Here is a 17,641-nt window from a genome sequence, read left to right on the forward strand (position 1 = left end):
AACCATCCGATGCCTCAAACGCCACCTCGCCCGCACCATCTACCGAAACCTCAAAACCGACCTCATGACCACTTGACGATCTATAGGACCGTCGCGAGCCATTGCTCCGCGGGCTCCGCATGGCTCGCTACTCGATGAGCGTGGGGTCGGCGTACTCGACCAGGACCGGGGCGTGATCGGAAATCCTTGCCTCATAGGAATCCGCGCGCATCGTGCCACCGGAGACCGCGCGTGCGGCGAGACCGGGGGAGGCCAGGTGATAGTCGATCCGCCAACCGGCGTCGTTGGTCCAGGACTGGCCACGCCAGCTCCACCAGGAATAGGGACCGGGCACCTCGGGATGCAGCCCGCGGACCACATCGACCAGGGTGCGCGGTGACAGCACCGAGCCGAACCAGTCCCGCTCCTCGGGCAGGAAGCCCTCGGACTTCTTGTTGGTCTTGTAGTTCTTCAGGTCCAGCTCGGTGTGCGCGATGTTGAAATCACCCATCACCAGGAACTCGCGGCCCGCGTTCGCCGCCTGCCGCCGGGACCGGGTCAGATGCCGTGCGAACGACTTCAGGAAGCGCTGTTTGCGGTGGAACCGCGTCGCCGATTTCTCATCCTCGAAGAGGGTTCCGCCCTTGGGCAGATAGAGCGAGGCGACCGTCAGCCCGGGCAGGTCGACCTCCAGATAGCGACCCTCGGTGTCGAACTCACGATTGCCGAAGCCCCGGCGTACCGCCGACGGCTCGGCCCGCGACATGATCGCCACCCCGTTCCGACCGGGCAGCGTGCCCTGCTCGTACGCCCAGTGGTAGCCGTCGATCGCCTCGGCCGGCACCAGCTCGGCCGGCGCGCGTACCTCCTGCAGCGCGACCACGTCCGCATCCGCCTCGGCCAACCAGTTCCGGAAACCCCGACGGTGCGCGGCACGGATGCCGTTGACGTTGAAGGTGGCGATGCGCATGACCCCCGATCCTAGCCAGCCGGACCGACTCGGTTACTGTCGCTGAACAGGCAACGTCAATGGCGAGGGGGCAGGATGCGTATCGGTGTACCGACCGAGGTCAAGAACAACGAATACCGGGTCGGGATCACCCCGGTCGGGGTGCACGAACTCATCAGCCATGGCCATCAGGTGCTGATCCAATCCGGTGCCGGCGTCGGGTCGTCGATCACCGATGAGGAGTACGCCGCCCAGGGCGCGGAGCTCATCGATGACGCCGACGAGGTGTGGGGGAGCGCCGAGCTGGTGCTCAAGGTCAAGGAACCGGTCGCCGAGGAATACCACCGGCTGCGCAAGGATCTGGTGCTGTTCACCTATCTGCATCTGGCCGCCGACCGGCCGTTGACCGAGCGGCTGATCGAATCGGAGACGACCGCGATCGCCTACGAGACGGTGCAATTGTCCTCGGGACTGCTGCCGCTGCTCTATCCGATGTCCGAGGTCGCCGGCTGCCTGGCGCCGCAGGTCGGGGCGCATTCGCTGATGAAGCCCGAGGGCGGCTCCGGGGTGCTGATGGGCGGTGTCGGTGGTGTCGCCAACGCGAAGGTGGTCGTGCTCGGTGCCGGGGTCGCCGGCCAGAATGCGGCCAACATCGCGCTCGGCATGGGGGCGGATGTGACCATCCTGGACACCAATCTGGAGAAGCTGCGGATGATCTTCTGGCGTTACCAGAACCGGATCCACCAGCTGGCCTCCTCGGCGTACGCCATCGACGAGCACGTGGTCGAGGCCGACCTGGTGATCGGCTCGGTGCTGATTCCCGGTGCCAAGGCGCCGAAGCTGGTCAGCAATGAGCTGGTCTCGCGGATGAAGCCCGGCTCGGTGTTGGTCGACATCGCCGTCGACCAGGGCGGTTGCTTCGAGGACTCGCATCCCACCACGCACGCCGACCCGACCTACAAGGTGCACAACAGCACCTTCTACTGCGTGGCGAACATGCCGGGCGCGGTCCCGCACACCTCGACCCACGCGCTCACCAACGCGACCCTGCCCTATGCGGTGAAGATCGCCGATCTCGGCTGGCGGGAGGCGCTACAGGCCGACCCCGCCCTGGGCAAGGGCCTCAACGTGTACGCCGGCGAGGTCACCTATGCCGGTGTCGCCGAGGCCTTCGACCTGCCGTACACCGACCTGGAGCAGGTGCTCTCCTGAACTGCCCGATCCGCGCTGCCTAGCGGACGTGCCAGAGGTCGATGATCACCCGGTCCGGGTCGCGCCGACCGGAACCGATGACGACGGTGTGCTCCAGCCAACGCCATTTCTCACCGGCGACCTCGAAGCGGGGTACGCACCGGAAATAGATCCGTTCCGGGGGCACCCGCTCACCGGCGGCCAGCGCCTCGATGTCGGCGGCGGTGCCGGTGCGGTACGCGGTGTTGGTGACGAACAGTCGCTCACCGTCGTCGGCCTCCAGCACGTATCGCGCGTCGAGCTCCGAGGTGGTCGCGGAACTGATCAGTTGGAAATCGGCACCGCCGCGCAGGACGCGGCCGCGCAGCCGAGGACCAGTCACGGTGCCGCCCTCGATGGGGATCACCCGGCGGCGGCCCGCGCGCGTCTGCCCGACCTCGACCGGTTCGGCGACCAGCACCTCGATGGTGGCCAGGTAGTCGAGTTCTGGGGGAGGAGGCGCCGAAGAGATCACTGCTGCTGACCGCGCTCCCGGTACGCCTGGCGCAGTTCTTTGAGGGCCCGGATCCGGAAGAAGACCCCGATCAGCGCGGCCACCCCGGCGATGATGAAACACAGCGTCGGCGCATTCCGCCCGGGCGGCACGTTCGCGGCCAGCACCGCCAGCAGGGCGATCACGAAACAGCCCAGGGCGGCGAAGGACCAGCGGATGCTCGACATGGGATCAGCCTAGGTGCAAAGTCCAGAAGCCAGCGCGCGTGCCTCGGCGGCGACGAAGGAACGCGGGTCAGCGCACCGCGGGGCGGTACGCGTGCTGGATCCGGGACTTTCGCGGTGCGACCCCGGGTCCCTTCGACTCGTCGCTGCGCTCCTCGCTCAGGGAGCGGGGTCAGCTGCGCTCCTCGCTCAGGGAGCGCGGCTAGCTGTACTGACCGGGGACGTTGGTCAATCGTGAGAATGGTGGCTGGCCGCCGCATGCGGTGTGAGGGCGGTGCTGGTTGTAGTGGTGGAGCCAGTCTTCGAGCGCGTCGCGGCGTTCTTGCTCGTTGAAGTAGCAGCGGGCGTAGGCCCAGCCGTCGGCCATGGTGCGGTGAAACCTCTCGACCTTACCGTTGGTCTGCGGGCGGTAGGGCCTGGTGCGCTTCGGTGTGATGGCGAGGGCTTCGCAGGTGTCGCGCCACAGGTGGGACCGGTAGGCACCACCGTTGTCCGAGAGGACGCGTTCGATCGTGACGCCGCGTTCAGCGAACCATTCGACCGCGCGATGGAGGACCCCGACCGCGGTCACGGCGGTCTCGTCGTCGTGGATCTCGGTATAGGCGACGCGTGAGTGGTCTCGATGAGGGTGTGTACGAACGCGTAGCCGAGCTTCGGATTGTGCCACTTGCTCTTCGGCTTGTTCGGGGTGGCGGAACGGTTCCTCTCACCCTGACGGCGGCCCACAAACCGCCAGCCCCCTCCGTGTGGGATGTTCCCGAGCTTCTTCACGTCCACGTGGACGAGCGAGCCCGGGTGAGGATGTTCGTATCGCCGGATCGGCTCGCCCGTGGCGCGGTCGACGTAATCGAGGCGGTTCAGGCGTGCGGAGGTGAGAATGCGATGCACGGTGGACGGCGCGATGTGCAGCCGCGACGCGAGCTGGACCGGTCCCTCTCGTAGTCGCATTCGAAGGCTCACGCACCGCTTCGTGATCGCTCTGTTGGTCTTGCTGGGTGAGAATCTCGGGCGCGACGACCTGTCGTGCATGGGCTCGCCATTGCGGTAGCGGTCGACCCAGCGCTTCACGGTGGGCCAGGAGACTTGGAATCGGGCGGCTACTTCGCTGATCGGGAACCCATCCTCGATGACGAGGCGAGCAACTTTCAATCGGTGGCGGGGAGTCAAAGCTGCGTTCGCGTGAGACATGGCAGCTCAGCTCTGAGCTCGTGCGGGAACTTCACGAGCAAGCAGGATCGCCACGGCCCCGAGCAGGGCTCCGGTGGCCCTCCGCTGCCAAACAATCCAGCCAGGGCGGCCTTCGATGAATCTGGCGATCGAGCCAGCACCAATCACAATAAGTGCGTTGACCGCCATGCTGACACCGATCTGCAGCAGGCCCAAAGTGATGCCCTGCACGACCTGGCTCCCACGGCTCGGGTCGATGAACTGTGGGATGAGCGTCAGGTACATGATCGCGACCTTCGGGTTGAGCAAGTTGGTGACCAAGCCCATCCGGAACAACCGCCAGTCGCTGTCACCAGGCAGCTCGCGCACCTCGAAGACACCGGCACCGCCCGGGCGCAGCGCTTGCCAGGCCAGCCACGCCAAGTACGCGACGCCAGCCGCCTTGAGCCCGATGAACAGCCACGGCACGGCAACGAACACGATCGCGAGGCCGAAGTTGGCCGCCAGCATGTAGATCACGAAACCCACTCCCGTCCCGGCCAAGGACACCAGGCCCGCACGGCGGCCTTGCCCGATGCTGCGCGAGGCTAGGTACATCATGTTCGGCCCTGGAGTGAGCACCATTGCCATTGCGGCGGCAGCCATCCCGAAGGCCGCTTGGGTCGAGACGGGAAACGTCGTCAGGAGAGTTACCATGAAGCAACCATGCTGTAATGGCCTTATGCAACTCAACCCTTACGGCGAGTATGCGGTCCTCCTCGCACAATCTCTCGCCAATGACTGGCCGCAGGATCGTTCAGGGGTCGTCGCCCGCACGCGTGACCACGGCATGACCATGCCCTTCCCCGAGCAGCCGGGCGATCACTCCCGCTGCAAAGTGGTCGTGGACCGGTGGCTGCGCGTAGTCGACGCCGAGTGTGCCGATGACCGGGCCGCCTTACTGAACGACCAGATGGCGGCCGTCGCGGCATACCCGCGTCTGACTGACCACAACGGAGAGGGCTGGCATCTGCACTACCGCGACACCGACGACGACCTGCCAGTGGTGCTCCAATCAGTGATCGCCGTCGGGACCGCGCTACACCTGACGACGCGCGGCATCACTCGCCTTGGGCGCTGCACGTCAATCCCCTGCCTGAACGTGATCGTCGACATCTCACGCAACGGGACGCAGCGCTATTGCTCTCCACGATGCGCAAGCAGAGAAGCCGTCCGACGCCATCGCGCAAGGAACCGGCAAGCCTGATCAATCAACCTGTCCGGTCATTACAGCTAGCGGTAGTTGTCGAACTGGACGGCGAAGTCGTAGTCGGCCTCGCGGATCATCCGCTGCACCTCCTGCAGATCGTCGCGCTTCTTGCTGGAGACCCGCAGCTCCTCGCCCTGGATCTGGGTCTTCACACCCTTGGGGCCCTCGTCGCGGATCAGCTTGGCGATCTTCTTCGCGTTCTCGGTCGAGATGCCCTCGGCGGTGGAGGCGGTCATCTTCCACCTCTTCCCCGACACCCGCGGGTCGCTGGCCTTGACCGCCTTCAGCGAGATGCCGCGCTTGACCAGCTTGGACTGGAAGACGTCCCAGATCGCCTTGACCTTCTCCTCGGTGGAGGACTCCATCGCGATGTCCTCACCGGACCACTCGATCGAGGAGTCGGTGTTCTTGAAGTCGAAGCGCTGCCGGATCTCCTTGGCCGCCTGCCCGAGGGCGTTGTCGACCTCCTGTCGGTCCACCTTGCTGACGACGTCGAAGGAACTCTCAGATGCCATGCCGCTCACCCTAGCCGTCGCCGACCGGGCCGGAGCGGGCCGGAACCGATTTCCCACCGGCGCGCGGCGTTGCTATCGTTGCTCTCCGGCCGCTGCGGTAGTGGGGGCCTTGGCAGGTTGCCCGAGCGGCCAAAGGGAGCGGTCTGTAAAACCGTCGGCTTCGCCTACGTTGGTTCGAATCCAACACCTGCCACCACCAGGGGTGTCCGGTACGCCGGGCGCCCCTTCTGCGTTCTCGGCGACCGCTGATGGCGTACGCCGAGAATGCGATTTGCCCCGGCCGCGCCGAGCGCTGTATCTTTTTCCCTCGGTGCAGCGATGCGCCAGGCCCCTATAGCTCAGTAGGCAGAGCGTCTCCATGGTAAGGAGAAGGTCAGCAGTTCGATTCTGCTTGGGGGCTCTGAGTTTCCGGGATCCCCGTACGATCGAGGGGGTGTCGGGGCCCATGGCGAGGTAGCTCAGTTGGTGAGAGCGCACGACTCATAATCGTGAGGTCGCGGGTTCGAATCCCGCTCTCGCTACCACCCCGTGCCGTCCCGGCACAGTCCCACCAGCACAGACGACCGACGAGGACAGAACAATGGCCAAGAGCTCTGACGTGCGGCCCAAGATCACCTTGGCCTGCACCGAGTGCAAGGAGCGCAACTACATCACCAAGAAGAACCGGCGCAACGATCCGGATCGTCTTGAGCTGAAGAAGTTCTGCCCGAAGTGCCACTCGCACACCGCGCATCGCGAGACCCGCTGATCCACGCTGCGAAGACGCCGTCCACCCTCGGGTGGGCGGCGTCCTTGCGTTAGGTTGAATCCCATGCCGATCTCCAGCGAGCACGTGGGCCGGAGCTATCCGCCCTCGGCCCCCTACCAGGTGACCGCCGGCAAGATCGCCGAGTTCGCGGCCGCACTGGGAGAGGACGTCGCAGCCCACCCCGACCAGGCCCCGCCCACCTTCGGCGTACTGCTCGCCGGCTGGCAGGCCCTCTTCGACGACGCCGAACTCGGGCTCAGCCTGCGCCGCACCATGCACACCGAGCAGAAGTTCAGCTACCGCCGCCCGCTGCGCGCCGGCGACGAGGTCGTCGCGACGACCACCATCGCGGGCGTCCGGGTGCGCGGCCAGGTCGACATGATCACCGTCGAATCCAGCCTGGACAGCACGCAGGGCGAACACCTCGGCACCGTCACCGCCAGCCTCTTCCACACCCGGCCCGCGCCGGAGGCGCTCTCCGATCGGGAGGACGCCGATGAGTGAGCTTCCGGAGTTGCGGGTACGCCTGACCCGCCAGCAACTCGTCCGGTACGCCGGGGCGTCCGGTGACCTCAACCCGATCCACTACTCCGACCACCATGCCCACGCGCTGGGGCTCGACTCGGTGATCGCGCACGGCATGCTCACCATGGGCCTGGCGATGCGGGTGGTCACCGACTGGTGCGGCGACCCGGTTCGGATCGCGTCCTGCCAGTTCCGGTTCTCCAAGCCGGTACCGGTGCCCGATGACGACGACGGCACCGAGGTGGTCTTCACCGGCACGCTCAGCGAGGGCGAGGAGACCGACACCGTGACCGTGACCGCCAGCTGCGGCGACCAGACCGTCGGCAAGGGCCGCGCGGAGGTACGCCGTGGCTGAGGCCCCGCAGATCCCCTCGACACGGCCGCAGGCGGCCTACTCGGGGAACGAGGGAAGCACCCTCGCCGAGTTGACCACGCTGCGCGTCGGCGGTCCCGCACGCACCCTGGTCACCGCGACCACCGAGGCCGAGCTGATCGCCGGGGTCCGCGACGCCGACGAGCGCGGCGAACCGGTGCTGCTGGTCGGCGGCGGTTCCAACCTGGTCGTCGCCGACGAGGGTTTCGCCGGCACCGTGATCCGGATCGCCACCCGCGGCATCGAGGTCGACTCCTCGGCCTGCGCGGGTGCGTTCGTGACCGTCGCCGCCGGCGAGGTCTGGGACGACCTCGTCGCCCGCGCGGTCACCGAGGGCTGGGTCGGCATCGAATGCCTGTCCGGCATCCCCGGGCTGGTCGGCGCCACCCCGATCCAGAACGTGGGGGCCTACGGCCAGGAGGTCTCGCAGACCATCGCCCGGGTCCGCACCCTCGACCGGACCACCGGCCAGGTGCGCACGTTCAGCAACGCCGACTGCGATTTTTCCTACCGTCATTCGCGTTTCAAGGCCGAACCCGACCGCTGGGTGGTGCTCTCGGTGGCGTTCCAATTCGAGCTGGGCGACCTCTCGGCGCCGATCCGGTACGCCGAACTGGCGCGTCGGCTCGGGGTCGAGCCGGGCCAGCGGGTACCGGCCACCGACGCCCGGGAGGCTGTGCTCGCGCTGCGCCGCGGCAAGGGCATGGTCCTCGAACCGGGCGACCACGACACCTGGAGCGCCGGCTCGTTCTTCACCAACCCGATCCTGACCCTCGAGCAGGCGGCCGCGCTGCCCGACGACGCGCCCCGCTATCCGGCGGGGGAGGGCCTGGTGAAGACCTCGGCCGCCTGGCTGATCGACCACGCCGGCTTCACCAAGGGCTTCGGCGCCGACGTCGGCACCGGTGCCGCACAGCTCTCCAGCAAGCACACCCTGGCGCTCACCAACCGCGGCCGGGCCCGCGCCGCCGACGTGCTCGAACTGGCTCGCACCATCCGCGTCGGCGTCGAGGAACGCTTCGGCGTACGCCTGGTCAACGAGCCGGTGCTCGTCGGCTGCACGCTGTGACGACCGAGAGGAGCAGGAACTCGATGACCCGCCCCGTCAGCTACCAGGTCTGGGCACCCCGCGCCGAACGACTGCGACTGCGGCTCGACGGCACCGACCACCCGATGACCCGCGGTGCGGACGGCTGGTGGCAGCCCGCCGACCGGTTGCCGGAGAGCGCATTCGAGACCGGGCACGACTACGCGTACCTGATCGATGACAACCCGACCCCGCTGCCCGACCCGCGCAGCCGCTGGCAACCCGAGGGCGCTCACGGCCCCTCCCGCACCTTCGACCTGACCGACCACGAATGGGGTGACCACGCCTGGACCGGGCGGCAGCTCGCCGGGGGAGTGATCTACGAACTGCATCTCGGCACGTTCACCCCCGGCCCGGCTGGCGAGGGCGGTACCCTCGACAGCGCCATCGAACGCCTCGACCACCTGGTCGAGCTGGGCATCGACTTCGTCGAGCTGATGCCGGTGAACGAGTTCAACGGCGAGCACGGCTGGGGCTACGACGGCGTCGACTGGTACGCGGTGCACCACACCTACGGGGGCCCCGCGGCGTACCAGCGGTTCGTCGACGCCTGCCACCAGCGCGGGCTCGGGGTGATCCAGGACGTCGTCTACAACCACCTCGGCCCGAGCGGGAACTACCTGCCGCAGTTCGGCCCCTACCTCAAGGAGGGGGTGAACAACCCGTGGGGTGCGGCGATCAACCTGGACGGGGAGGACTCCGACCAGGTCCGCCGCTACATCATCGAGAACGCGCTGCTGTGGCTGGGGGAGATGCACGTCGACGGGTTGCGGCTGGACGCGGTGCACGCCCTCGGTGACGAGCGGGCCACGCACCTGCTCGAGGAGATGGCGGTCGAGGTGGATGCGCTGAGCGCCTTCGTCGGCCGGCCGCTGTCGCTGATCGCCGAATCCGATCTGAACGATCCGCGGCTGATCACCCCGCGGGAGGCCGGTGGCTATGGGCTGACCGGGCAGTGGAGCGATGACTTCCACCATGCGCTGCTCGCCAACCTGACCGGTGACGTCTCCGGTTACTATGCCGATTTCGCCGGGCTGGGTTCGCTCGCCAAGGTGCTGGAGCAGGGCTTCTTCCACGACGGCACGATGTCCACCTTCCGCGGCCGCCGGCACGGTCGCCCGGTCGATCTGGCGCAGACCCCGACCTGGCGGTTCGTGGTCTGCTCCGACAACCACGACCAGATCGGCAACCGCCCCGACGGCAGCCGGCTCGCCACCCGGCTGACCACCGACCAGCTGACGATCGCCGCGGCGCTGGTGCTGCTCGGCCCGTTCACCCCGATGATCTTCATGGGTGAGGAATGGGGGGCGTCCACGCCGTGGGCGTTCTTCACCTCGCACCCCGAACCGGAGCTCGGCGAGGCGGTCAGCAAGGGCCGGCGCGCCGAGTTCGCCAAGATGGAATGGGGCAATGTCGAGGTACCCGACCCGCAGGCGGAGAGCACCTTCACCGACAGCATGCTCGACTGGTCCGAGGTGGCCGAGGGCCAGCACGCGGAGTTGTACGCCGCCTACCGCGACCTGATCCGGCTGCGGCGTACCCATCCCGAACTGAGCGACCCGCGATTCGCCTCGACCGCGGTCGCCTTCGACGACGCCGCGGGCTGGCTGCGGATGACCCGCGGCGACCGGCTGACGATCGCGGTCAACTTCGGCGCGGAGCCGGCCTCGGTCCCGTTGGCCGGTGCCGCCGAGACGCTGTTCAGCAGCGGCGAGGTCGAGGTGGGCGAGGACGGGGTACGCCTGGGCGCGTGGTCGATCGTCCTGCTGGCGGCTGGGCCTTCGACGCTCATCGAGTAGGCAGCCGAGCGGAGCGAAGCGGAGCACGGTTGCCGTGTCGAGATGTACCGAGGGGCTGTGCGGCGGCCGGGCCTGATCGTGGCCGCTCTGACTTCGCGGCCTAACTCTCACTTCGCGGCTCGCATGCGGTCCGCAGAGTGGGAGTTGAGCCGCAGAGTGGGGAACGAGCGAGCGAGGAACGAGCGAAGACGAAGGGATCCGTGGCTTCGACTCGCTCCTTCGTCGCTCGCTCAGCCAGCGTGTGGGCTCCTTCGTCGCTCGCTCAGCCGTGTCGAGATGTACCGCTCATCTCGACACGCTCGCCCGGCTCCGCTTCGCTGCGCCGGGCGAGCTATGAGCGTGTGGGGTGGATCAGAAGTCGATCTCGCGCTTGAGGATCTTTCCGGTCGGGCCCTTGGGGAGGGTGCCGAACTTCAGCTTCCGCGGATACTTGTACGCCGCCAGCTGGCCCTTCGCGAAATCGATCAGCTCCTGCTCGGTCGCCTCCGCGCCCTCCTTGAGGGTGACCACGGCGGCGATCTCCTCGCCGACCTGCTCGTCGGGGATGCCGATCACCGCGGCCTCGGCGACCGCCGGGTGGGTGTAGAGCACCTCCTCGATCTCGCGGGGATAGACGTTGAAGGCGTTGCGGATGATCATGTCCTTCTTGCGGTCGACGATGAAGTAGTAGCCCTCGTCGTCGCGGGTCGCCAGGTCACCGGTACGGAACCAGCCATCGGCATCGATCGCCTCGGCGGTCTCCTCCGGCTTGCCCCAGTAGCCCTTCATCACGTTCTCGCCGCGGATCCAGATCTCGCCGACGGTGTCGGTCTCGTGCACCTCGTTGCCGTCGGCGTTCACCAGCTTCACCTCGAGGCCGCGGATCGGCGTACCGATCGAACCGGGCTTGGCCGGCCGGTCGGGGTGGTTGAAGGTAGCCACCGGCGAGGTCTCCGAGAGGCCGTAACCCTCGAGCAGCTTGAAGTTCAGCGCCTGCTGCACCCCGTTGAGCACCTCGACCGGCAGCGAGGCGCCACCTGAGGCGCCGAGTCGCAGTGTCGAGGTGTCGTGGTCCCCGCCCTTGCCGGCGGCGGCGAGCGGCCCCATGTACATCGTCGGTACGCCCATGAACAGCGTCACCCTGTCCTCGGCGATCATCCGCAGCGCCTCGGCCCCGTCGAAGCGGGGCAGCAGATCCAGGCAGGCGCCGCCGGCGACACCGGCGTTCATCGAACAGGTCTGGCCGAAGGAGTGGAACAGCGGCAGCCCGCCGAAGATCACGTCCTCGGTGCCGATGTCGAACAGCGTCTCCACGGTGGTCCGCACATTGGTGAGGATGTTGTCGTGGCTCAGCTCGGCACCCTTGGGCCGGCCGGTGGTGCCGGAGGTGTAGAAGATGATCGCGGTGTCCGAGCCGTCCCGGTCCACCACCTCGCTGCGCGGCTCCAGCCCGCCCAGCTCCTTCTCGAACTCACCCGGGGTGACCACCCAGACCGGCGTACCCGTCTCCGACGCCGCCTCCTGGGCCGCCTCGGCGAACATCGCGAAGACCACCGCGGCCTTCGCGTCCGCATCGGTCCAGGTGTACGCCACCTCGCGACCCTTGAGCAGCGGGTTCATCGGCACCACCACCGCGCCCAGGCGCAGGATGCCGTAGTAGACGACCGGGAAGTAGGCGACATTGGGCATGGTCAGCGCCACATGGTCACCGGGGCCGATCCCCATCTCGGCCAGCCGGGCGGCGGCCCGGGAACTGGCGTCGTCGAGGGCGGCGTAGGTGAGGACGGTGTCGCCCTGCTTGACGGCGGGACGGTCGGGATCGCTTGCGGCGCGGTCTTTGAGCCAGGTTGCGATGTTCGGCATGTCGGGACTCTACCGGTGGGTACCGCGCCGGCGCAGCGATTCACAAGTTGTTTGCGGGGGGTTTGCAAGGCTGACCCCGGCGTGCCGCTAGCGTGACCCCGGTTGGGTCGATCGGCACGGCCTCGTGCCCGGCGAAGGGAATCGGAGTGCTTCGAGTCGAATTGCGAATGGCCGGCATGCCCGCGGTGGTGCTCGGTTCGCAGGAATCACTGGTGTTCGGGCGTGCTCCGCATGCCAACCTGCCCGAGGACGACGGCGAGAACACGTTGCAGGTGACCACCCTGGCGCTGCCCGAGTCGACCCCGCACACCTCGCGGATCCTGGGCGAACTGGTGGTCGGTGACGACATCGTCCGCCTGCGCTGGCACGGCAGCACCGAGGCCCAGCTCGCCAGTCTCTTCGAAGCGCCGGGTGGCGCGCGGCGGGTCACCCTGGTCAAGGGAATGACCGCGCTGCTCGACGAGGGTGAGAACAGCGTCACCGTGCTCCGCGGCCGGCAGGGGCTGCAGGCCAACCAGTTCGACGACCTGACCCTCGAGGTCAACGTCGGCGCGGCGCAGAACACCTCGAACTACACCCCGCAGGCCGAGGACGACGTCGACATGACCGCGCCGGCGCCCAACCTGGGCAAGGGCACCAAGGAATGGTTCGTCGCGCTGGCACTGGCCGAGCCGTGGCTGGTCGGCGACGACTCCTATCCGCGGCCGCCGTCGAACCGGGAGATCTACGAGCGGGTGCTCGGCTGGCACGGGTACGCCTGGAACCTCGACCGACCGCAGCGGGTCGACGACGCCATCCGGATCATCTCCCGGATCGCCTTCGGCCCCCGCGACGACCCGTTCGCCGGCGGCGGCACCAAGCGGGTCCAGAACGTGCGCTTCGCCATCGGCCGCCGCGCCGCCGAGGTACGCCTGGTGACCGCCGAGGATCTGGCCGAGGTGTACGCCAACGCCCGCAAGAAGGATTGAGCGCGAGCCGCCAACAGGTGGCGAGCGTCGGCAAGAGCGGGGATTGGGCGCCCGGGCGCGAGCCGCCCAGAATTACACACGGCGGGCGAGCTGCGGGTAGTCGATGACGATGCCCTGGTCGTCGACGGTCAGTTCGCTGCGGAAGTCGCGGCGCTCGCTCTCGTAACGGACCCGGCCCGGGCCGGCCGACGCGTAGCGCTGCACCGACGGGATCACCCGCAGTGAGGGCACCTCGATCCAGGCCATCGTCAGGGTCTGCTCGGGTACCTCGCCGCCGAGCAGACCGAGGCGGCGGATAGGCATCACATTGGTCAGCGGGCAGAGTCCGAGGTCGCAGTCGAGCGCGTCGGCGTACTCCACGTCACCGTCGAGGTCGCGGAGGGCCACGCCCTCCGGGTCGTCGGGCCCGCCCTCGACGAGCGTGCTGCTCGCCCAGTGGCCGGCGCCGTCGTGGGTGAGATCGAGGACCCGTCGCCAACGCGGACCGTACGCGGTGACGCGCATCCGCCGGGTGACCCAGCGGTCGTCGCATTCCAGCGACCAGGCCAGCGCGTGCCCGTCGCTGCGTTGGGTGCCGTGGGCGGTCAGGGTCGTGCCGATGATGTCGACGGTGGCGGTGTCGAGGCGGGTCGGATCGTCCTCGCCCTGCCAGATGATGCGGCGGCGCATGGGATGAGGTTACGGGGCGGAAAAGAGGAAACTTCCGGCGCCGGGGACGGCGTGGCGGTGAGATTGCGGGTTGGCGACTGACCCATCGATCAGCGAAGATGGTCCCCGATTGGGGAAACCAGGTGGTAGTGAACCGGGTCCCGATCGGCTGACCATCTCAGGTGCGACGAGGGGAACACCGTGGGTCCTGGACTCTTCCGCAAGGCGGCGAACGTGCCGCGCGGGCGCACCATCGCCAACGCCTCGGCGGTCTCCGCCATCACCCTCGGCATCGTCGGTGTGATGCTCGGTACCGGCGTCGCCTCCACCGCCATCGGGGTCACCGACGGCGTCACCTGGCTGGCCGACCCCGCCACCGGTGAGGTGCTGCAGTACAACCCCTCGACCAAGCGGGTGGAGAAGTCCTACCAGGTCGGCCGGGCCGGTGATCCGATCCAGGTCGCCCAGGCCAACGGCGGCGTGGTGCTGCGCAACGGGCGTACCGGTGAGGTCGTCACCGTCGACATGGCGAACCCGGGCGCCGGCCGGCGTACCAGCGGTGACAAGGCCAAGGTCGTGATGGCCAGGGGCGTGATGGCCGTGGCGGACTCCGATCGCGGCACCATCACCCGGATCGACCCGGTCAAGGCCACCGATGTCGGCACCGCGTACCAGTTCGAGGGTGGTGAGCTGATCGGCGCGATCGCCGACGAGGACGGCACCATCTGGGCCGCCACCAGCGACGGCCAGCTGATCGGGCTGCGCTGGCAGGACAACGAGAACGGTTTCGTGAAGTCCGCCGGCCGCAAGCTGAAGGAACCGATCAATGCCGGTGCGGTGCTCAGCCCGCACCCCAAGGGCATCACGATGTTCGACTCGCGGTCCGGGGTGATCGCCCAGGCCGGTACCGGCCAGGACATCGAACTGCAGGAGAACCGGCTGATCGGCGCGGACCCGACCGGTGTGGTCGGCCCCGCCGACCTGGTCCCGGCGACCCTGCCCGAGCAGGGTTCGGTGGTCGTGCTGGACCGCGGACGGCTGGCCCAGTATTCCACCATCGGGATGGGCTGTGACCGCCCGATCGACCCGGCGGCGTTCAACGACGTGATCTATGTGGTCTGCCAGGGCCAGCAGAAGGTCATCCGGTTGACCCGCGACGGCGCCTCGGCCGGCAAGGAGATCATGACCCCGGGCAAGGAGGACGCCCAGCCGGTCACCGACGAGGGTCGGCTGATGCTGAACGTGAACGGTGCCGAGGAGGGCATCGAGATCGACCGCAGCGGCGCCGATCAGCGCTTCGACCGGCGCGCCCGCGGTGGCGCCCAGTCGCTCGATGTGCAGGAGCCCAGCGAGGGTTCGGGGGCCTTGGTTGCCCGCGAGAACGCCCAACAGGACATGCAGGGTGAGCCCGGTCAGGGCAGCGGTGCCGGCGGTTCGGTGAACACCTCCCCGGATCAGTTCGACAACCGCGACGAGGTGGTACGCGGCAGCGGCTCGCGCGGCGAGGACACCGCCACCGATGCCAGCATCACCGTGCCCGGTGAGGACCAGATCAACCAGGACCGGGGCAACAACGGCCGGGGTCGCGGCGACAACAGCAACAACGACGGCCCGCTGCAGGACGACCCGACCAACGACAACGACGGTGGCGGCAGCGGCAGCAATCCCGGTACCGGCAACGACGACAGCGACAACGCTGGCGGTGGCAACGAGGACGGCAACGACAAGGGCGCCCAGGACAACGGGGACGACCCGGTGCCGGCGCCGGTCCCGACCGATGACGGCGGCCTGCCGGTGCCGGCGCCGACCGATCTCCCGACCGGCGGCCCGCTGCCGATCCCGAGCGTCCCGGGCGGTGCGCCGACCGGGCCGGGTGGCCCGACCGACGGCCCCACCGGTGGTCCGACGGATGGTCCCACCGACGGCCCGGGCAGCCGCGGCCCCAACCCGAGCGCTTCCGGCGTACCGACCGCATCGGCCAGTGGCCCGGCACCGAGCACCACCGCGCCGCCCACGACGACCAGGCCGCCGTCCACGACCACCAAGGCGCCGACGACGACGAAGGCGCCCACGACCACCAAGGCGCCGACCACCACGAAGGCCCCGACGACCACCCGGCCGCCGACCCGTCGGTCGGCCACTCCGCTGCCGAAGTCTTCGCCGAAACCGAAGACGACGACCCCGGGGCCGCGGCTGACGGGCAAGGTCATCACGACGACCGCGACCAAGACCACCTCGCCGAAGCCGTCATCGGCCGCGGCCAGCGTGAGCAATGTGAGCGCGTCCGCGAGCGGGACGAGTGTGACGGTCAAGTTCAAGGCGACCGGTCAGAGCGTGCGCGTGGTCGTGGGCACCAAGGCGAAGGTGGTCAGCGCCTCCAGCACCTCGGCGACCCTGACGGGGCTCACATCGGGCAGGCACAACGTGACCGTGACCGCCACCAGCGGATCGACCTCCAAGTCGGCCAGCACGACCGTGACGGTCGGGGGTTCCACCTCGACCACCACCACGAAGAAGACGACGCCGCCCAGGACCACCACCAAGCCGGCCAGCAAGCCGCCGGCCGCGCCGACCGGCGTGAGCGGTACCCACACCGGGACCGGGGCGAACGTGCGGTGGAACAAGGTGGCCGGTGCCACCAAGTACATCGCCTACTGCAACGACGTCGGTGAGGTGAGCACCACGAGCACCTCCGCCACCGTCGGTTGCGGTCCCGATTCGAAGGGTCGGACCGTCAAGGTCGGCGTCAGGGCGGTCAACGCGGCCGGTCAGTCCTCGGTGACCCAGGTCTGGGCCAAGTAGGACATTTCCGAATTGCGCCCCCGGCTGGCTAACGTGTGCCCGTCGTGCCCGCGGTGGGTGCGCCAGGCGAGCGGCGGAGGGAAACCCCGGTGACGACAGACCAGCTCAACCAGCCGGTACCGGACCAGGTGATCGGCGACTTCCGTGGGCTGCACCGCCACCTCGGCGACGCCGTGGAATCGGTGCTGCACGGCAAGCGCGAGGTGATCGACCTGGTGCTGGTCGCGATGTTCGCGAACGGACACGTGCTGCTGGAGGACGTGCCCGGCACCGGCAAGACCACCCTGGCGCGGGCGTTGGCCCGCGCGCTCGGCGGCGACTCCCGCCGGGTCCAGTTCACCCCCGACCTGCTGCCCGCCGATGTCACCGGCACCTCGGTGTTCAATCCCGGCGACGGGGAGGTCCGGTTCCGTCCCGGGCCGGTGTTCACCAACGTGCTGCTCGCCGATGAGATCAACCGGGCCGCCGCCAAGACCCAGTCCGCGCTGCTCGAGGTGATGGAGGAGCGCACGGTCACCGTCGACGGCGTCACCCACAAGGTGCCGGATCCGATGCTGGTCGTCGCCACCCAGAACCCGATCGACCTGGACGGCACCTACCGGCTGCCGGAGGCCCAGCTGGACCGTTTCCTGATCCGGATCGCGATCGGCTACCCGGCGGCCGCGCAGGAGATGAACATCCTGCGGCCCGGCTCCCGCGCCGGGCGTACCGACTCGATCGAACCCGTCACCACCCCGACCGACGTCGCCCGGATCTCGCAGACGCTGACCGCGATCCACATCGCCGACCCGATCCTGGCCTATGTACGCCGGCTCGGCGAGACGGCGCGGGGCGACCGCCGGTTGCGGCTGGGCGCCTCCACCCGCGGGTTGCGGGCGCTGGTCCGCTGCTGCCAGGTGTACGCCGCCGCACAGGGCCGCAACTTCGTCATCCCCACCGATGTCCAGTTCCTGGCCGGCCCGGTGCTCGCGCACCGGGTGATCCTGACCCGCGAGGCCGACCTGGCCGGCGACAGCGGCGAGTCGGTGATCGCCGACCTGATCTCCCGCGTCGAGGTGCCCCAGCCCGAAGGTCGCTGACCG

The 17,641-nt window shown here is 68.5% G+C and carries 17 protein-coding genes, 3 tRNA genes and 1 pseudogene; 13 read left to right on the forward strand and 8 right to left on the reverse strand.

What is annotated here, in order from left to right:
- Positions 1–127: 127 nt before the first annotated feature.
- Complete coding sequence (locus C8D81_RS16180; protein WP_094430943.1) at positions 128–949, reverse strand: exodeoxyribonuclease III; 822 nt, start codon at positions 947–949, stop codon at positions 128–130.
- 75 nt (positions 950–1,024) lie between these two features.
- On the opposite strand from C8D81_RS16180, the gene ald reads away from it, so the two are divergent.
- Positions 1,025–2,140 (forward strand): alanine dehydrogenase, encoded by a 1,116-nt coding sequence (gene ald / locus C8D81_RS16185; RefSeq protein WP_094404063.1) that lies wholly within the window; start codon positions 1,025–1,027, stop codon positions 2,138–2,140.
- A 19-nt stretch (positions 2,141–2,159) separates the two neighbouring features.
- Here ald and C8D81_RS16190 read toward each other — a convergent pair whose 3' ends face one another.
- From C8D81_RS16190 to C8D81_RS16205, 4 genes and pseudogenes are all read right to left on the reverse strand, one after another.
- On the reverse strand, positions 2,160–2,633 hold the full coding sequence (locus tag C8D81_RS16190; RefSeq protein ID WP_208109350.1) for a DUF3237 domain-containing protein: 474 nt from the start codon (positions 2,631–2,633) through the stop codon (positions 2,160–2,162).
- Positions 2,630–2,839, reverse strand: a complete 210-nt coding sequence (locus C8D81_RS16195; RefSeq protein ID WP_094430945.1) for a hypothetical protein — start codon at positions 2,837–2,839, stop codon at positions 2,630–2,632. Before C8D81_RS16195 ends, C8D81_RS16190 begins: the two co-directional genes overlap by 4 nt.
- 199 nt (positions 2,840–3,038) lie before the next feature.
- Positions 3,039–4,024 (reverse strand): annotated as a pseudogene (locus C8D81_RS16200) (IS481 family transposase).
- Between the two features lie 6 nt (positions 4,025–4,030).
- Positions 4,031–4,699 carry a LysE family translocator gene (locus C8D81_RS16205; RefSeq protein WP_208109351.1) on the reverse strand — a complete coding sequence of 223 codons (669 nt, stop codon included), beginning with the start codon at positions 4,697–4,699 and terminating at the stop codon, positions 4,031–4,033.
- Here C8D81_RS16205 and C8D81_RS16210 point away from each other — a divergent pair.
- Positions 4,698–5,249, forward strand: a complete 552-nt coding sequence (locus C8D81_RS16210; protein ID WP_229237977.1) for a CGNR zinc finger domain-containing protein — start codon at positions 4,698–4,700, stop codon at positions 5,247–5,249. The genes C8D81_RS16205 and C8D81_RS16210 overlap by 2 nt on opposite strands.
- A gap of 26 nt (positions 5,250–5,275) precedes the next feature.
- Here the strand turns inward: C8D81_RS16210 and C8D81_RS16215 are convergent, their stop codons facing one another.
- Complete coding sequence (locus C8D81_RS16215) at positions 5,276–5,767, reverse strand: YajQ family cyclic di-GMP-binding protein (RefSeq protein WP_094430949.1); 492 nt, start codon at positions 5,765–5,767, stop codon at positions 5,276–5,278.
- 111 nt (positions 5,768–5,878) lie between these two features.
- Here C8D81_RS16215 and C8D81_RS16220 point away from each other — a divergent pair.
- The 8 genes from C8D81_RS16220 to treZ all read left to right on the forward strand — a co-directional run bounded on the left by C8D81_RS16220 (position 5,879) and on the right by treZ (position 10,299).
- A tRNA-Tyr gene (locus C8D81_RS16220) sits at positions 5,879–5,963 on the forward strand.
- Between the two features lie 131 nt (positions 5,964–6,094).
- Positions 6,095–6,167: transfer RNA gene (locus tag C8D81_RS16225), tRNA-Thr, on the forward strand.
- A 47-nt stretch (positions 6,168–6,214) separates the two neighbouring features.
- Positions 6,215–6,291, forward strand: a tRNA-Met gene (locus C8D81_RS16230).
- A 56-nt stretch (positions 6,292–6,347) separates the two neighbouring features.
- The gene (gene rpmG, locus C8D81_RS16235; RefSeq protein WP_026927683.1) at positions 6,348–6,515 is read left to right on the forward strand and encodes a 50S ribosomal protein L33; all 168 of its coding nucleotides are present in this window, start codon (positions 6,348–6,350) and stop codon (positions 6,513–6,515) included.
- Positions 6,516–6,578: 63 nt separating this feature from the next.
- Complete coding sequence (locus tag C8D81_RS16240; protein WP_094405536.1) at positions 6,579–7,019, forward strand: FAS1-like dehydratase domain-containing protein; 441 nt, start codon at positions 6,579–6,581, stop codon at positions 7,017–7,019.
- Complete coding sequence (locus tag C8D81_RS16245; protein WP_094430950.1) at positions 7,012–7,395, forward strand: MaoC family dehydratase; 384 nt, start codon at positions 7,012–7,014, stop codon at positions 7,393–7,395. Before C8D81_RS16240 ends, C8D81_RS16245 begins: the two co-directional genes overlap by 8 nt.
- Positions 7,388–8,482 carry a UDP-N-acetylmuramate dehydrogenase gene (locus C8D81_RS16250; protein ID WP_094430953.1) on the forward strand — a complete coding sequence of 365 codons (1,095 nt, stop codon included), beginning with the start codon at positions 7,388–7,390 and terminating at the stop codon, positions 8,480–8,482. Before C8D81_RS16245 ends, C8D81_RS16250 begins: the two co-directional genes overlap by 8 nt.
- Positions 8,483–8,505: 23 nt before the next feature.
- Positions 8,506–10,299 carry a malto-oligosyltrehalose trehalohydrolase gene (gene treZ, locus C8D81_RS16255; RefSeq protein ID WP_094430955.1) on the forward strand — a complete coding sequence of 598 codons (1,794 nt, stop codon included), beginning with the start codon at positions 8,506–8,508 and terminating at the stop codon, positions 10,297–10,299.
- 351 nt (positions 10,300–10,650) lie between these two features.
- On the opposite strand, the gene C8D81_RS16260 is transcribed toward treZ, so the two are convergent.
- Positions 10,651–12,141, reverse strand: a complete 1,491-nt coding sequence (locus tag C8D81_RS16260) for a long-chain-fatty-acid--CoA ligase (protein WP_133626417.1) — start codon at positions 12,139–12,141, stop codon at positions 10,651–10,653.
- A gap of 167 nt (positions 12,142–12,308) precedes the next feature.
- Between C8D81_RS16260 and C8D81_RS16265 the strand changes: the two genes are divergently transcribed.
- A complete protein-coding gene (locus C8D81_RS16265) occupies positions 12,309–13,109 on the forward strand; it encodes a hypothetical protein (RefSeq protein WP_094404073.1) in 801 nt (266 codons plus the stop codon).
- A 72-nt stretch (positions 13,110–13,181) separates the two neighbouring features.
- On the opposite strand, the gene C8D81_RS16270 is transcribed toward C8D81_RS16265, so the two are convergent.
- Positions 13,182–13,778: a putative glycolipid-binding domain-containing protein gene (locus tag C8D81_RS16270; RefSeq protein WP_094430959.1), complete on the reverse strand. Its 597-nt coding sequence runs from the start codon at positions 13,776–13,778 to the stop codon at positions 13,182–13,184.
- Positions 13,779–13,958: 180 nt separating this feature from the next.
- On the opposite strand from C8D81_RS16270, the gene C8D81_RS16275 reads away from it, so the two are divergent.
- The gene (locus C8D81_RS16275; RefSeq protein ID WP_094430961.1) at positions 13,959–16,559 is read left to right on the forward strand and encodes a hypothetical protein; all 2,601 of its coding nucleotides are present in this window, start codon (positions 13,959–13,961) and stop codon (positions 16,557–16,559) included.
- Between the two features lie 89 nt (positions 16,560–16,648).
- Positions 16,649–17,638, forward strand: a complete 990-nt coding sequence (locus tag C8D81_RS16280; protein WP_229117851.1) for an AAA family ATPase — start codon at positions 16,649–16,651, stop codon at positions 17,636–17,638.
- Positions 17,639–17,641: the final 3 nt, after the last annotated feature.

This window comes from Enemella evansiae, from assembly GCF_004362375.1.
Lineage (GTDB): Bacteria > Actinomycetota > Actinomycetes > Propionibacteriales > Propionibacteriaceae > Enemella > Enemella evansiae.

Excerpts from the sequence above, each read along its gene's own strand:
- C8D81_RS16210 (WP_229237977.1), top strand. The coding sequence starts at position 4,698 with ATGAAGCAACCATGCTGTAATGGCCTTATGCAACTCAACCCTTACGGC.
- C8D81_RS16195 (WP_094430945.1), bottom strand. The coding sequence starts at position 2,839 with ATGTCGAGCATCCGCTGGTCCTTCGCCGCCCTGGGCTGTTTCGTGATC.
- ald (WP_094404063.1), top strand. The coding sequence starts at position 1,025 with ATGCGTATCGGTGTACCGACCGAGGTCAAGAACAACGAATACCGGGTC.
- C8D81_RS16215 (WP_094430949.1), bottom strand. The coding sequence starts at position 5,767 with ATGGCATCTGAGAGTTCCTTCGACGTCGTCAGCAAGGTGGACCGACAG.
- C8D81_RS16180 (WP_094430943.1), bottom strand. The coding sequence starts at position 949 with ATGCGCATCGCCACCTTCAACGTCAACGGCATCCGTGCCGCGCACCGT.
- rpmG (WP_026927683.1), top strand. The coding sequence starts at position 6,348 with ATGGCCAAGAGCTCTGACGTGCGGCCCAAGATCACCTTGGCCTGCACC.
- C8D81_RS16265 (WP_094404073.1), top strand. The coding sequence starts at position 12,309 with ATGGCCGGCATGCCCGCGGTGGTGCTCGGTTCGCAGGAATCACTGGTG.
- C8D81_RS16205 (WP_208109351.1), bottom strand. The coding sequence starts at position 4,699 with ATGGTAACTCTCCTGACGACGTTTCCCGTCTCGACCCAAGCGGCCTTC.
- C8D81_RS16245 (WP_094430950.1), top strand. The coding sequence starts at position 7,012 with ATGAGTGAGCTTCCGGAGTTGCGGGTACGCCTGACCCGCCAGCAACTC.
- C8D81_RS16270 (WP_094430959.1), bottom strand. The coding sequence starts at position 13,778 with ATGCGCCGCCGCATCATCTGGCAGGGCGAGGACGATCCGACCCGCCTC.
- treZ (WP_094430955.1), top strand. The coding sequence starts at position 8,506 with ATGACCCGCCCCGTCAGCTACCAGGTCTGGGCACCCCGCGCCGAACGA.
- C8D81_RS16260 (WP_133626417.1), bottom strand. The coding sequence starts at position 12,141 with ATGCCGAACATCGCAACCTGGCTCAAAGACCGCGCCGCAAGCGATCCC.
- C8D81_RS16240 (WP_094405536.1), top strand. The coding sequence starts at position 6,579 with ATGCCGATCTCCAGCGAGCACGTGGGCCGGAGCTATCCGCCCTCGGCC.